At 62.2% G+C, this 16,103-nt stretch carries 3 protein-coding genes; all 3 read right to left on the bottom strand.

Annotated features, from left to right (window positions below; genetic code table 11):
• Positions 1-19: 19 nt before the first annotated feature.
• Positions 20-2,443 carry a TonB-dependent siderophore receptor gene (locus tag D109_RS0110650; RefSeq protein WP_017476873.1) on the bottom strand — a complete coding sequence of 808 codons (2,424 nt, stop codon included), beginning with the start codon at positions 2,441-2,443 and terminating at the stop codon, positions 20-22.
• Between the two features lie 186 nt (positions 2,444-2,629).
• Positions 2,630-5,791 (bottom strand): amino acid adenylation domain-containing protein, encoded by a 3,162-nt coding sequence (locus D109_RS0110645; RefSeq protein ID WP_017476872.1) that lies wholly within the window; start codon positions 5,789-5,791, stop codon positions 2,630-2,632.
• Entirely contained in the window at positions 5,788-16,089 is a 10,302-nt protein-coding gene (locus D109_RS0110640) for a non-ribosomal peptide synthetase (RefSeq protein ID WP_017476871.1), read from the bottom strand. Before D109_RS0110640 ends, D109_RS0110645 begins: the two co-directional genes overlap by 4 nt.
• Positions 16,090-16,103 lie beyond the last annotated feature (14 nt).

Raw genomic sequence — 16,103 nt, 5'->3', positions numbered from 1 at the left:
GGGGCTTTTTGGTGGGTGCTTAGAACTGGTACTTGAGACCCACCATCACATTGCGTGGATCACCGCTGAAGTAGCTGTTATAGAGGCCATAACCGCTGTAGTACTGGCGATCGAATACGTTGTTGAGGTTGACCGATGCGCTCAGGTGTTTATCGATATCGTAGCGTGCCAGCAGGCCCACCACGGCGTAGCTGCCTTCCTTGGCTTCGGCTGGCAAGTCTTCATTGACGAAGTACGTCCGGCCCTGCCATGTGACGTTACCGCCCACGGTCAGGTCCTTGAGCTGCCCCTCGAGCTTGTAGCTGGTGGCCAGTTTGAACTGACGTTCCGGGCGCTCGGGACTGATGCGCTTGTGCTGCTCATCACGAGGCTGAGCGTAGGTATAACCGGCGAGCACTTGCCAACCTGGCAACACTTCACCGGAAGCCTGCAGTTCAAAGCCCTTGGTGGTATTGGTCACGCCTTCGTAAGCGTCCCTGCCGTCTTCGGTGCTGCCGACGTATTGGGCGAAGTTGTCCTGCTTGGTCTTGAACACCGCGATACTGGTATTGAGCGCACCGCCGTAGAACTCGGATTTCAGACCCGCCTCGTAGTTCTTGCCCGCCATCGGCTCGAGGACTTTACCGCTCACGTCGATGTTGCTTTGCGGTTCAAAGATGTCGGTGTAGCTGACATAGACCGAGTGCTGTTCGGTCAGGTCGTAGACAACGCCGGCGTAGGGGATGACCTTGCCGGTTTTCTTCGCGTCGTCACGGTCCGGGTTATCCGGGCTGGAGTTGGAACCCAACTCGCCTTCGCGTTTGTAATTGACGACGCGAGTGCCGAGGATCACCGAGAGTTCATCGGTAGGCTTGAACCGGGCGGCAGCGAAACCACCCACCTCCTTGATGTGGTAGTCCTGGGTGCTCCAGCTGGAGTAAGACGTCGGCCGCGCCGGGTTATTGCCCCAGGTGTCGAAGTCCACGTAGATCCGGTCGGCGTTTTCCGAAAAATACTCGGAACGACGGTTGCTGACGTTCAGCCCCAGCATGAGGTCGTGAGAACGTCCGAACAGAGAGAACGGCCCGGTGGCGTACGCGTCCACGGAGTCAGTATTGATGGTGTAGGTCTTGTGGCTGCGGAACACCTGAGCCTGTCGAGTCTGCTGGTCAGGAAACGGCCCCCAGCCCACAAGGTTGCCCTGCATCTGTTCGGTGTCACCCTTCCAGTGGCTGGCTTCAACCCGCAGCATCCAATCATTGTCGAAACGCTGCTCGACACCCCCAAAGTACTTGGTGCTTTCACTGTCACCGTAGGCCCATTTGGCCGCCGGGTTCTTGGAACGGGAAAAATCGGTGCGGCTGCCATCGGAATAGAACAGCGGTAGTTGGCCAAAGCTCGACCCGTTGGAGTTGATCTTCTGATAGTCGATCCCGCCGTAGACCATGGTGTTGTCGTTGAGGTCGGCCTCGCCAATGGCGTAGAACACGTTTTTCTTCGACGAGTAATAGTCGATGAACGAATTGGCATCGTCGTAGGCAGCCACCACCCGGCCGCGCAAGGCACCGTTTTCCGAAAGCGGGCCAGAAAGATCCATCTCGGTACGGTAGCGATCCCAGGTTCCACCGCTGCCGGAGACATATCCCTGGAAGTCCTTGGTCGGACGTTTACGCACCAGGTTGACGACACCCGCCGGGCTGCCGACTCCACTCATCAGACCGGTCGCGCCGCGGACCACTTCCACGCGGTCGTAGATGGCCATGTCGCGCACACCCAGGCCATTGGTGTTGGTGGTGAAGTCAGAGGTCGGAACGCCGTCGTACTGGAAGTTGTTCAGGCCAAAGCCACGGGAGTAGAAGTTGTAACGCTCGGTGTCATCATGCATGACCGCCACACCGGGGGTTTGCTGCAACACATCAGAAATAGTGCCCAGCCCCTGATCCGTCATTTGTTGACGGGTGATCACCGTGACCGACTGCGGCGTTTCACGTAACGTCAACGGCAATTTGGTCGCGGTGCTGGTGGCGCCGGTGGTATATGAGCCCGAGTTCTCGGTGGTTTCACTCATGGCCACAGCGCCGATTTTCGTTGCGCCCAGCTGCAACGCACCGGTCTCGCCCGCACCGCTGAGCAGCACGGTATTGTCTTCAATCGTGTAGGAAATCCCGGTGCCGCTGAGTAGCTTCTGCAATGCCGATGACACATCCAGATCGCCGTGCAGCGCCGTGGCACGTTTGCCCTGAACCAGATCAGGGGAGTAGAGAATCTGCCGACCTGATTGCTGCCCCAGCTCGCGCAAGGCGCCTTCAAGCGATTGCGCCGGAATGTTCAGCTCGGCGGCAGCCAGCGAACCGGACATGCCCAGGGACAGGCTCAGCACCGCGGCGGTGAAGGGTTGCGGACGCCCCTTTAATAAGTCCAAAGCCCGCTGCAGCGAGGTTTTGTTGTGTCGTTCAACAGACATCGATATGCCCTTTCAGAGTAGAGAACTCAGCAGAAGTTAGCGCGAATGAGAATGCTACTTGTTTGATATCAGTCATAAGACGTGCCACCGCGACGAAACCGGAAGGTTTTTGCTGAAAAAATTCATTTAAGTTTTAGAGCGCTGAAAAGCTGCCTGGCCGTCTCCTTGACGGCCAGGCAGGACACGTCAGGCAGTGGCGGAAGGTCGCGACCTGGCGAGCAGCGCCTCGCGTTGTTGTGGCGACAGGCTGTTGAGTTTCACCCGTACCTGAGCGGTGCGTTCCAGTACACCGGGAGCAGCTTCGTTGCGTGTCAGGGCAATCGCCAATTCGGAAACACTCGGATGGTCAAACACCACGCCGGGATGAACGTCCAGCTGCAATTGCTTGCGCAGCGCCGACACCAGTTTGATCACCAGCAACGAGTGCCCGCCGAGGGAGAAGAAATTCTGCTCGATACTGAGCCGCTCGACCCCCAACAACTGCGCCATGCCTTCCGCCAACAAGGTCTGCAACGCGGTACTTGGCGCCACATAGACCTGCGCCGCCAGCAGCGACTCGGGTGCCGGCAGGCCATGACGGTCCAGCTTGCCATTGGCCAAACGGGGCAGATGCTCCAGGGCAAAGAAGTGCGCCGGTACCATGGCGCCCGGAAGGCTCGCATTGAGCTGCTCACGCAGCACGTCGAGCCAACCTTCGGCAGGCGTCCCTTGCGCCTGGACATACGCCACCAGTTGCACATTGGCCTCATCACCTTCGCACGCACGCCAGGCAGTAACCACCGCCTGGGCGACAACCGGCTGCGCCAGCAGCGCTTGCTCGACTTCCGCCAACTCGATACGGAAACCACGCACCTTAACCTGATGATCACGACGACCTACCAGTTGCACACCGCCTTGAGGCAAATAGCGTCCGAGGTCGCCACTGCGGTAAAGGCGCTCACCGGGACGGTACGGGTGCTGGATAAAGGCTTCGCTGCCCTGCCCATTCAAATAGCCACGCGCCACTTGCTGACCGCCGATATACAACTCGCCCAACGCCCCCTGCGGCACTTCACGCAACTGCTCGTCGAACAGGTAGACCTCGCACCCGTCGAACACCTGTCGCAATGGCACCCCGTGGCTCAGGTCGCTGTTTCTGTCGAGGGGCTGATAGAGCACGCCCACGGTGGTTTCGGTGGGACCGTAGTGGTTGAACAGACGACACGTCGGCGCAACCTGGAAGATCAGCTCCACCAGACTCGGCGCAATGGCCTCGCCCCCCAGTATCAGGGTCGTCGGCAAATAACGACTGTGTTCGTCGAACAGCGCACTGAGGTGCGACGGCACGATTTTCAGGCAGTCGATCTGATGGCCCTGCATAAACCCGGCAAAGTGCCCGACCTCTTGCAGGTCTTCATCGCGGGCGATGTGCAGCGGGGCTCCGTGCAGCAAGGCGGCAAACAGCGTGGTGTGCCCCAGGTCGGCGGCCACCGTGGAGGTCATGGCGAATGACGTGCAATCAGCCAGCCCCAGCGCAGCGGTGGAAGCCAGCACGTAGTTGAGCAATTGCCGATGTTCGACCACCACGCCTTTGGGTGTACCGGTGCTGCCAGAGGTAAACAGCACATAGGCGGCCTGGTTCGCCGAGACCGGGGCCCAGTCAAAGACCACATCGCGGTCAATCTCGGGCAGTTGATCCACCAGCAGCACTGCCGCCGAATGCCCCTGCCCACGAGCCCGGTCAGTGACCGTCAACACCGCGCCGGCCTGCTCAATGATCAACGCCTGACGGGCTGCCGGCCATTGCGGATCAATCGGCACCCACGCCGCACCGGCGCGCCAGACAGCGAGCAACGCTACCACCAGGTCCAGCGATCGGGGCAACGCCAGGGCCACGACCTGTGTCGGCTGCACCCCGCTGATGCGCAAGTGGCGAGCCAGCTGTTCGACACGATCGGCCAGCGCCCGATGCGTCAGTTGCACACCGGCGAAGCTCAAGGCCAGCGCTTGCGGCGTGCACTCTGCCCACTGGGCAATCAACTGCGGCAGGCTCGGACCCTCCAGGTTCAATGGCAGGCCGATGCACCGTTGCTGGCGCGCGCGCTCTCGTGCACCGATCACCGGCAGATCGGCGAGCGCGGTATCGGGAGCCGCCGCCAGGCCGTGCAACAAGGTTTGATACTGTTCCAGCAAGCCGTCTATCGATGCCTCGTCATAGTGCAGCGGATCAAACCGCAGTTGGATGGCGCGTACCTGCTCTTGCGCCTCCATCAGGCGCAGCTCCAGCTCAAACGGCGCCACCGCGTCGTCCACGGCCCTGACCGCCCAGTTACCGTAGGGTGGCGATTCAGCCTCGCAAGCAACGCCGAACAACTGGTGCTGCGTGCTCGACGGTGCCTGCACCGACCAGTGTTCCTGCCAGGTCAGGTGCGCTTGCGCCTGGGCTTCAAGTTCCGGCAGCCAATGCCCGAGGCTGTGTTGCAGGGGTACGTCGATGACCAAGGGCAGGGTTTTCTCGAACACGCCCACGCACTCGGCGAAAAACTCGTAGTCCTGCCGGCAATCGTGACGCCAGCCCACCTGCATCTTTGTCTGCCCGCCAATACGTGCCAACAGAACCCACCAGGCCGCTTGCATGACCCGGGCAACCGGTTGCCCCAGCGCTTGAGCATAGCCGGTGAGAGCCCGTTGCAACGCGGGTTCAAGGGCAGCCCGTAACGTTTGCCCATCCTGCAAGCGAGCCACACCGTTGTGTCGATAGGCCAGGGCCGGCGCGTTCGCCGAGCCCATTTGTCGCCAATAGTCGCGACCGCTCGCCGCGTCTTCGTCCTGCTCCATCTCCCCACGCCAATCAACGTACTGCGCGTACTGCCCGGCCTCCGGATCCAGCGCACACGATTGATCGGCCACATAAGCCTGATGCAACGCGGCGCAAAGCACCCGCAACCCGTTGCGGTCGCTGAGTAAGGCCGAAATGCGCAACGCCAGGCCATGGTGCTGTTCGCCCAACCGGCAGGCATGCAGCACCGCAAGCGTCCGCGCGTCTTCGGCAAAACCGAGTTGTTGCTCGGCGCGCATCTGCGCTTCGAAGGCCTCCCAGCCTTGGGCGGCGGGCTCGATCCGTAAAGGCCAGCCCGAACGTGGCTCCAGGGTCTGGCGCACGCCTCGATAGGTCGGCACCCGCAGTAAACGGGTCGCCAGAATGGGTTGGTCGACCAGCACTTGATCGGCGGCGCGCTGCAACCGCGCCAGGTCCAACGCCCCGCGGACCTCGATCAACAGCAGCAGCGCATGATGTTTATCGCCCACCGCGTCATTCAAGCACGCTTGCTGTTCCGGGCTCAGGGCCTGGCCGTAAGAGGTACTCATTGTCCGGCCTCCACTTCCAGTGCCCGAAGCAACGGTTGCTCCCGGGATGCTTGCAGCGCTGAACGATCGAACATGTCGCCCATCGCCACGACGATCTTGCGTGGGCCTTCGAACGGGTCACGGGCATGCGCTGCAAGCATATTGTCCATCAACACCACATCGCCTTTTTGCCAGTCGAAGCGCACCGCACATTCCTCGTAAAGCTCACCGATCAACGCCATGACCTCATCTTCAATTGGAGTGCCATCGCCGTAATAGACATGCCGGGGCATGTTGTCGATGCCGAACAGGCCGATCAGGTCGTCGCGCACATCCGCGTCCAGGCAATAGATATGGTGCAACTGCACCTGATTGAAGAATGAGCGCGCCCCTGTCAGCGGGTGGGTGATGACCGCCGGGCAACGCGTGCGCGTCTGCAACTCATCGTTGTCCAGCCACACCCATTCGATACCGGCTGCCAGGCAGCGGGCCTCAACCTCCTGGCGGTCGTCAGTCTTGAAGAAATGCCGCCACGACACGTCGAGCTTGTCGGTGAAAGTGCGCACATACAGCAGGCCTTTTTCTTCGAACTTTTGCAGCAGTTCGGCCGGCAACCGGCGGCACATCTCCCGGCAATCGACAATCGGCGTGGCACCGCCCACCGGCGACGGCAGCTCGCAATAAAACATTTGCTTGCGCGGCCAACGGTCCTGATGCGAGCTCTCGTTGTGGAACAGGATCATTTTCTTTTCCGGGTACGGCGTGGAGCGGTAAGTGTTCTTGCCCCCGTCCTTTTTCGGCAGGTCGCCATAGTTGCCGTAAAGCCCCGGCTGCAAGGCTTCGGCAAACTGCTCGAATTCCTCGATGCCGTTCAATGCAAAACCACGGAACAGAATGCTCGCATGGCTGGCCAGCTTTTCCTCGACCAGGGCCCGGTTGGCTCTCACCCATTCGATAACGTCCAGGCCACTGTCCGCAGGCTGTGCCAGCAGCGGGAAAACCTGGCCTTCGCGTAACGCGCGAAATTGCACCTGAGGCCCGTTGGCCGGCGCCGTTGGTGGCCCCTTCTTGAGGAACTTATTGAGCTTGTCGAACTTCTTGCTCGCGACCTTTTCCGTGGCAGGCGCTGGTGGTGCAACAGACATGACGAATTCTCCGGACAGTGTGTGTCGGTCCTGCACCGCCTGCTCAAGAATGCCGATCCAGCTGCGCATCATCATTTCGATGCGTTCGCGCCGGAACAGGGCGACGGCGTACGACCAATTACAAACAAGGCTATTTCCAAGCTCTTCAACGAACAGGCCCATCTCGAATTTCGAGTGGCGCTCTTTTAGTTCCAGTGGTTCCAGCACCAGGTCGTCGACCCGCAAGGTCGCACTGGGCGTGTTGTTCATCACGAACAACACCTGAATCAGCGGATTGATACCTTTGATACGTTCCAAGGCGCAGGCGTCGATGATCAGGTCGAGCGGCAGTTCCTGATGCTCGAACGCGGCCAGCGCGTTGCGGTTAAGCGTCTGTACGTATTCGCTGAAAGGCTGCTGCGGTGTCAGGCGCGAGCGCATCGGCAAGACGTTGACGAAGAAGCCGATCAACCCTTCCAGGGCCTGTTGCTGACGACCCGCCACGTCCGTGCCAATCACCAGGTCGGTGGTGTCACAGGTGCGGTGCAACATCAGTTGGAACGCAGCCAGCATCAACAGGTACGGGGTGCACCCCAACTGCTGGGCCAGCGCCTTGATCGGTTCGTAGAGCGGCGCTTCGAGGCGCAGTTCCACGCTGTCACCGTCATGGCTCGCCTGGGCAGGCCGTGGGTAATCCAGGGGCAACGGCAGGTGTGAAGGTGCACCGCGCAGGGTTTCCCGCCAGTAGTCGGTGTCTGCCGCAAGCCATCCATCACTCAGCAGGCGCTGCTGCCAGAAGGCATAGTCGAGGTATTGCACGGGCAAAGGCGGCAACGGTTCCGGGCTGCCGCCGTACAGCGCAATCAACTCCTGCACCAGCACCGCCATCGACCAACCATCGGAGATGATGTGGTGCATCGCGAACAGAATCAGGTGCTCCTGTGGGCCATGCCGCAACAAGTGCACCCGCAGCAACGGCACCTGTTCCAGGTCGATACGTTCGGCGCCGCAGTCAAGCAGCCATTGCTGCTGTGCCTGGGCACGTGCCTGGGAATCCAGGCTGCTGATGTCGAGCACGCGAATCGGCAAATCGACGTGTTCGGCCACCCGCACCAGCGGGTTACCGTCGTCGTCTTCGTGATAACTGGTACGCAGAATCTCGTGGCGTTCGATCAACTGCGCAAAGCTGCGCTGCAAGCGTTGCAGGTCCAGTTCGCCGCGTACGGTCAGCGCTGCGGGCAAGTTATAGGCCGCGCTGTCTGCGGAAATACGCTCAACCAACCACAACCGCTGCTGCGCCAGGGAAAGCGGCAACACCCCCACGCGCGGCACCGTCACCAGGGGCGGTAATACCCGTTGGGGTTGGGCCAGGGCGCGACGCTGCTCCAGGCGTTCAGCCAGGGCCGCCAGTTGCGCACATTCAAACAGATCGCGCAGACGCAGGGTGTCGAGCCCTTCGGCGTGTGCACAGGACACTACCCGCGTGGCCAACAGCGAGTGCCCGCCCAGCTCGAAGAAGTGATCCCCCAGGCCCACTTGCTCAACCTGCAAGACCTGCTCCCAGATACCCGCCAACTGCCGTTGCAGGGTCGTGACCGGAGCCTGGTACGCATCGCGCCCCTGATTCAGGTCCGGCACTGGCAGGGCCTTGCGGTCCAGCTTGCCATTGGGGCTCAACGGCATATGTGACAACAGCGTCAGGTGTGTGGGCACCATGTAATCAGGCAGCAAAGCCTTGAGATGCTGACGCAGCCCATCGCGCCAGGCGCTCTGGATCTCGGCCTCGGCATGCACCAGCGCTGATTCGCGAGGCACCAGCCACGCCGCGACCTGCAAACCACCGGCGCCTTCCAGGGTCATCACCAACGCCTCGCGCACGCCAGGGTATTCCTGCACCCGCGCTTCGATTTCGCCGAGTTCGATACGGAACCCGCGAATCTTCACCTGATGGTCGGCGCGACCGACGTACTCGATCACCCCGTCCGCGCGATAGCGCGCCAGGTCGCCGGTACGGTACAGACGGCCAGGCCCGAACGGGCTCGGTACGAACTTTTCAGCACTCAAGGACGGGCGGTTGAAATAGCCACGCGCCAGCAACTCTCCGCCGATCAACAACTCACCAACCACGCCCACCGGCACCGGATTGAGGGCGTCATCCACCAGGTAAATCGAGCGTCCGTCGAGCACCTTGCCAATGGGCATCACCAGGGGCAAGGCCGCAGCACCGGAAACATAGTCCGCGCAGTCCAGTGCCGTGGCGGTGACGGTTGCCTCGGTAGGACCGTAGGTGTTGTACAGCGCCAAATGCCCCAGGCCAGCTTCTCGCCAGGCCAGCAAGCCTTCCGGCGGCATCGCTTCTCCGCCGGCGTGTACCTGGCGCAAACGCCCGTAGCTGCGAGGCCCCTGAGTGGCGAAATCGCGGGCCAGCATGTGCCAATAGGCCGTGGTCACGTCGACCACACTGATGCCATGGTGAATGACCTGCTGGTAGAACGTCTCGCTGTCCCACAGCTCACCACCACGCAGCACCACACACGCGCCTTCGCACAATGCCGGGTAAAGCTGTTCGACAAACCCGTCAAAGTTGAAGGTCCCGAACTGCAAGACACAGTCGTCGGCGGTCAACTGGAACACCGCTTTCATGACCTCGGTGTGCCGCGCCACTGAAGCATGGTTGATCCCCACGCCTTTGGGCCGGCCGGTGGAGCCCGAGGTGAACATGACGTAAGCGAGGTTATCCGGATGAGCCAGGTTCGGCAGGTCCAGCGTGGGATATTCCGCCAGCCATTGCTCGCAGGTGTCCACGCACAACACCTCGACACCGGCCGGAATGGGCAAGTGTTCCCGCAGCGCAGTCTGGGTCAGTAACAACTGCAAGCCACTGTCCTCGATCATCCAGCCCAGGCGCTGGGCGGGATATTCCGGGTCCAGGGGCACATAGCCGCCGCCGGCTTTCAAAATCGCCAGCAGGCCGATGATCATGTCCAGCGAACGGCCCACGGCAACCCCGACCAGAACGTCCGGGCCAACACCCAGTTCACGGAGTTTGTGCGCCAAGCGGTTGGCACGCTGGTTCAGCGCCGTATACGACAGTCGCTGGTCATCCAGGACCAGCGCCGGCGCATCACCGCGCGCCGCCACCTGAGACTCAAACGCCTGATGCACGCACAGTGCGGCAGCCGTCGTGTGGGCGGGGTTCCAATCGTGAATCATTGCCTGATACTCGCCGGCCAGTAGCGTCGGCACTGCCCCAAGGGGCTGCCGGGCATCACTGACAAACTGCTCCAGCACATGGCGCAGGTGGCCGAGCAAACCGTGGATACTCGGTTCGGCAAAGCGCTCGCGCTGATAGCCCAGGCTCAGTGACAGCCGATCACCGCTGTAGACGGTCAGCGCCAACGGGTAGTTGGTGTGTTCGTGGTTTTGCGCGCCACTGAAGCGCAGGCCGCCAGTGGCACCTTGCTGCAAACTCTGGGCAACCGGGAAGTTCTCGAACACCACTATGCTGTCGAACAGGGCTTCACCGGCAGAACCTGCCCAACGCTGGATATCGTACAGCGGGGGGTGTTCATGTTCGCGCAAGCCCAGGTTGAGCGCCTGGACCTGCTGAATCCACTCACCCACCGATTGCTCCACGGAGGGCTCGGCAATCAGCGGCAAGGTGTTGATGAACAGCCCGACTTGCCGCTCGATGCCTGGCAATTCGGCCGGACGCCCCGATACCGTGGTGCCCAAGGTCACACAGCGCTGGCCGGTGTAACGCTGCAGCAGCAACAGCCAGGCGGCCTGCACCAGGGTATTGACGGTGACCTTCTGCTCACGGGCAAACTCGACCAAGCGCAACGAAGACGGGGCGTCCAGCAGCAGGTCGAGTTCAGCGTAGCCCTGTCCGGGGCATTCCTGGCGCGCCATGGCCGAGGCCAGCAGCGTCGGCCCGTCCAACCGGCCCAACCGCTCCATCCAGAAGGACTGACTGGCCTCGGCGTCCTGGCGTTGCAACCAATCGATGTACTGGCGATAACGTACGGGAGGCGCGAGTGAGTGCTCGCCGGCGTACCGCGCGAGCATTTCAGCCAAGAGCTGGGCGTTGCTCCAGCCGTCCATCAGGATATGGTGGTTGGTGTAAACCAGGTGATACCGCTGCTCATCCAGGCGAATCAAGGTCAAGCGCATCAACGGCGCCTGGCTCAGATCAAAGCCTAGCAGGCGATCCTGTGCGGCGAACGCCTGAGTGTCCTGCCCGGCGGCGTCGCGCCAGTCGAGGACCTCCAGCGGCAACCTGACCGTACGATGCACCACCTGCAGCGGCTGCTGGCTGCCGTTTTGCCAGATAAAACCGGTGCGCAGGATGTCATGGGCATCCAGGGTCGCCTGCCATGCCGCGCGAAAACGCTCTACGTCCAGGCCATCGACATCCACGGCCAACTGATTGACATAGGTGTCGTCCCCCTGCTCGTAGAGGGTATGGAACAACATGCCCTGCTGCATGGGCGATAACGGGTAGATATCGTCGATGGCCGCCCCGGCCAGCGGCAGCCCGTCGAGTTGCTGCTGGGTCAGGTTCGCCAGCGGGAAATCAGACGGCGTCACCTGTCCGGCAGGGGTCCGGCAGCAATGGTCGATCAACGCCGTGAGTTCGGCGACGTAGTCGTCGGCCAGGCGCTGGATCGTCGACACGCTGAACATGTCGCGGCTGAAGCCCCATTGCAACGACAGCTCGCCGCCATACACCTGGCCTTCCACGGTCAGCCAATTGGCCAGCGGAGCCTGGGGATCCTGGGCCTGCCCACTGCCCTCCTCAGAGGGTATAAACAAAGCGTTCTGATCGAACTGACGATCAAACTGGCCGAGGTAGTTAAAGGTGATGCGCGGCTGCGGCAGGGCCGCTAACGCAGCGCCGACCCCAGGCTCGGCAAGGTAGCGCAGCACGCCGTAGCCAATGCCTTTGTCCGGCACCGCACGCAGTTGCTCCTTGACCGCCTTGATCGTGGCCGGCAGGTTTTCGCCCGGGATCAGGTTGACCGGGAACAGGCTGGTGAACCAACCCAGGGTACGGGTCAGGTCCAGGCCTTCGAACAGGTCTTCGCGGCCGTGGCCTTCCAGCTGAACAAGGGTGCTGCCCTGCCCGCTCCAGCGGCACACCACTCGCGCCAATGCCGCCAGCAGCAGGTCGTTGACTTGGGTGCGATAGGCGGCGGGCGCCTGGGTCAGGAGCTGACGCGTCGTGTCGGCATCCAGGGTGCTACTGACTTTCTGCTCCAGGCAGTGATGCAGGGCGCCTTGAGGATTATCGCAAGGCAAGTCCCCCGACGGAGCGTGCCGAAGGCGCGCCTGCCAATCTTCAAGCTGTGGCAGGAAGCGCGGAACGGCGTCTTGCAGTCGAGCGGTCCAGGCTTGATAGGACGTGGTCTTGCCCGCCACAGCCGGCACGCTGCCGTCCCGCAAGGCGCGATACATTTGCTGCAAATCATCCAGCAACACACGCCAGGACACACCGTCCACCACCAGGTGATGGATCACCAGCAACAGGCGCTGGGTTTGATCGGGCATCTGTACCAGCAGCGCCCGCATCAACGGACCGCGGTGCAGATCGAGGCTGCGCTGGGCTTCGTCACACAGGCCGGCCAGGGCCTCATGACTGTCGGCCTGACGCTGCCATAACAGTGATGCGTCGTCAGGCCCGCTGTAATGCTGCAGCCATCCCTCGGTACCCGGCTGATACCGCAGACGCAGGCCATCATGGTGGTTGACCAATTGCTGCAACGCGGCGTCCAGGTGCGCCGCCGCTATCGGCTCGCGCGGCACCAGCAACAACGACTGGTTCCAGTGCTGACGCTGGGGGATGTCCTGGGCGAAAAACCACTGCTGCACCGGGCTGAGAAAAGCCGGACCGTGGGCAGCGCCCTGGTCGATGGCGGTGTGCGTGCGCAGGCTTGCGACTTGCGCCAGGCTACGCAGGGTCTGGTGCTGGAACACGTCCTTGGGGCTCAGGCTGATCTCGGCCTGGCGTGCCCGGCTGACCACTTGCATGGAGACGATGGAGTCGCCACCCAGTTCGAAGAAGTTGTCGTCCAGCCCCACGCGCTCAACCCCGAGCACCGTTTGCCAGATCGACGCGAGGTTTTTTTCCGTTTCGCTGCGGGGCTCGACGTGTTGCCGGGCCGGTTGTGAACTGTCGATGGCCGGCAGGGCCTTGCGGTCGAGTTTGCCGTTGGGGGTGAGTGGCAAGTGTTCCAGGAACAGCAAGTGGTTGGGCACCATGTAAGCCGGAAGCACCTGCTTGAGCGCAGCCTTGAGGGTTTCGCGCAAGGCTTCCTGAGCCTCGGCATCACCGGGCAAACGTGGGTCGGTGGGCACCAGATAAGCCGCCAGTTGCTGGCCGCTCGGGCTGTCCTGGGCCAGTACCGCCAACTCGCGTATTGCGGGCTGGCGCAACAGCTGCGCCTCGATTTCCCCCAGCTCGATACGGAAGCCGCGCACCTTGACCTGATGGTCGATGCGCCCCTGGTACTCCAGCACGCCGCCGTCCTGATAACGCACCAGGTCGCCGGTGCGGTAGAGACGTTCGCCATCGTTGGAGAACGGGTTGGGTACATAGCGCTCGGCCGTCAGCGCGGCGCGTCCGAGGTAGCCGCGGGTGATCCCCGCGCCCGCCAGGTAGAGTTCGGCGCAAACACCCTGGGGCACAGCCTGCAACTGGGCATCCAACAGGTAGCTGGCGGTATGGTTGATGGGCCGGCCAATACTCGGCTGGCGCCCGGCGGTACGCCGGGTGTAGGTGGAGTAAGTGGTGTCTTCAGAAGGCCCGTAAAGGTCGTAGACATGCTCGACGCCAGGCTGTTGATACAGCGCCTCCACCAAGGTCTGTTTCAGCGGCTCGCCGGCCAGGTTGATGATGCGCACAGAGGGAGGAATCTGCCCCGTGCGCTGGAGCGCGGCAATCGCCGATGGCACCGTGTTGATCAAGCGAACCCGGTCGCGGGCCGGCAGGTCGGGCAGCTCCAGGGCGTTGCGGGCGATGATCAGCGAGCCGCCGGCGGCCAGGGTCACAAACAGTTCCCACACCGACAGGTCGAAACATATCGACGTCGAGGCCAATACACCCTGCACATCCTCACGGCTGTAGACCCGCTGCGACCAGTCGATCAGCGCCAGCACATTACGATGGGCAATCGCCACGCCCTTGGGTTTACCCGTGGAGCCCGAGGTGTAGATCACGTAGGCCAGGTTGCCCGGGGACACTGCCGTCACCGGTTCGGTGACAGGCCACGGCGCCAACACCGACGCCAGATCGTCGAGCAAAATCACTTGGGTATCGGGGATGATCGGCAGGGTGGCCGCCACCGCCTGCTCGGTCAGCAGCAGCAAGGCGCGGCTGTCTTCGAGCATGTAGGCCACGCGCTCGGGCGGGTAGTCCGGGTCCAGCGGCACATACGCGCCACCGGCCTTGAGCACCGCCAGCAGCGCCACCAGCAACGCCTCGGAACGGACCATTGCCACGCCGACGCGCACCTCTGGCCCCACTCCGCGCTTGATCAGCAGATGGGCTAACTGATTGGATTGCTGATCAAGTTGCTCATAGGTCAGCTCACGGACGCCAAAGGTGACCGCCAGTGCCTGCGGAGTTTGCCGCGCCTGCTCGGCAATGCGCTGATGGATGCACAGCGCCTCGGGGAAGCTGTCGTGACGGGGATTCCAGTCATGCACGATGCGCTGGTATTCGTCTTCGTCCAGCAGCGGCAAATCGCCGACCGCTTGACGGGGATCGGCCACCATCCCCTGCAACAGTCGCAACCAATGGCGCGCCATGCGCTCGATGGTGGCCGGGTCGAACAGATCATCGGCGTAAGTCAGTGCGGCGTGCAGGGTGCCGGACTGCTCATAGGTGTCCAGTGTCAGGTCGAATTGCGTGGTACGGCCTTGCCCTTGCACCAGGCTCAGTTCCAGACCTGACGCGGTGCTGACCGTGGAAATATCCGCCACCTGTGGCTGGTGGTTGTACATCACCTGGAACAGCGGTGTGTGGCTCAAGCTGCGCTCGATATTCAGCGCCTCCACCAGCCGTTCGAAGGGCAGGTCCTGGTGGGCTTGGGCACCAAGGGCCGCCTCCTTGATGGCTGCCAGCAGTTCGTCGACAGGGGTTTGCCCGTTCAATTCAGTGCGCAGTACCTGGGTGTTGACGAAGAAACCGATCAGCCCTTCGATCTCGCTGCGGTTACGGTTGGCAATCGGCACGCCAACCCGAATATCGCCCTGACCGGTGTAGCGGTGCAGCAGCACGTTGAACGCGCCCAGTAGCAGCATGAACAGGGTCACTTGATGCTGCTGCGCACAGGCGCGCAATTGCTCTACCAGCCGGGCGTCGACTGCGAAGGCATGACGTGTACCGCGATAGCTGGGCATGGCTGGACGAGGGTGATCCGTGGGCAGTTCCAGCACCGGATGCTCATTACCCAGGCGCGCCTGCCAGTATTCCAACTGGCGGGCCTGCTCCCCCGCTTCCAGCCAGCGGCGCTGCCACAGGGCGTAGTCGCTGTACTGGATCGGCAGGGCCGGCAACCGCGGCTGCTCATTTCGCTCATGGGCGTCATAGCAGCGAATGAACTCGTCGATCAGCACGTTCATCGACCAGCCATCGGAAACGATGTGGTGCAAGGTCAGCAGCAGCACGTGTTCCTGCTCGGCCAGCTTGAGCAAGTGCACCCTCAGCAAAGGGCCGTTGGCCAAGTCGAAGGGCAGCAGCGACTGGCGGGTGGCGGCCTGTGTCACCGCCTGCTCGCGCTCGGCTGGCGCCAGGGCGCTGAGGTCTGATTGCTCGATGGCCAGCGGCGACTGTGCGGCCACTTGCAACAGACTATCATCCGCCTGGCGCTGGAACACCGTGCGCAAAGTCTCATGGCGGGCCACCAGGCTGGCGAACGCCTGCTCAATCGCCGGCAGGCTCAACGCCCCTTTCAGCCGCACCGCTCCCGGCAAGTTATAGGCGCCACTGGCAGGGTCCAGTTGCCACAGAAACCACATCCGCTGCTGCGCGTAGGACAGCGCCTGCCGGTCCTCGGCCTCCACTCCTGCAGGAATCGGAAACCGCGAGAACTCCACCCCTTCCCTCTGCAGCGCCTGGAGGAACATCTGGCGTTTTTCCAGGGGCAACCCGATAAACCGGCGAGCAAGTTTCAAGGAGTCTTCAGCGTTCATTTCTTGGGATCCGG

It is taken from the genome of Pseudomonas sp. PAMC 26793, assembly GCF_000313235.1.
Taxonomy (GTDB): Bacteria; Pseudomonadota; Gammaproteobacteria; order Pseudomonadales; family Pseudomonadaceae; genus Aquipseudomonas; species Aquipseudomonas yamanorum.
This window is presented reverse-complemented; position numbering and strand designations above follow the sequence as displayed.

Bases quoted from the DNA above. Each gene is read 5' to 3' on its own strand.
- D109_RS0110650 (WP_017476873.1), bottom strand. From the start codon at position 2,443: ATGTCTGTTGAACGACACAACAAAACCTCGCTGCAGCGGGCTTTGGAC.
- D109_RS0110645 (WP_017476872.1), bottom strand. From the start codon at position 5,791: ATGAGTACCTCTTACGGCCAGGCCCTGAGCCCGGAACAGCAAGCGTGC.
- D109_RS0110640 (WP_017476871.1), bottom strand. From the start codon at position 16,089: ATGAACGCTGAAGACTCCTTGAAACTTGCTCGCCGGTTTATCGGGTTG.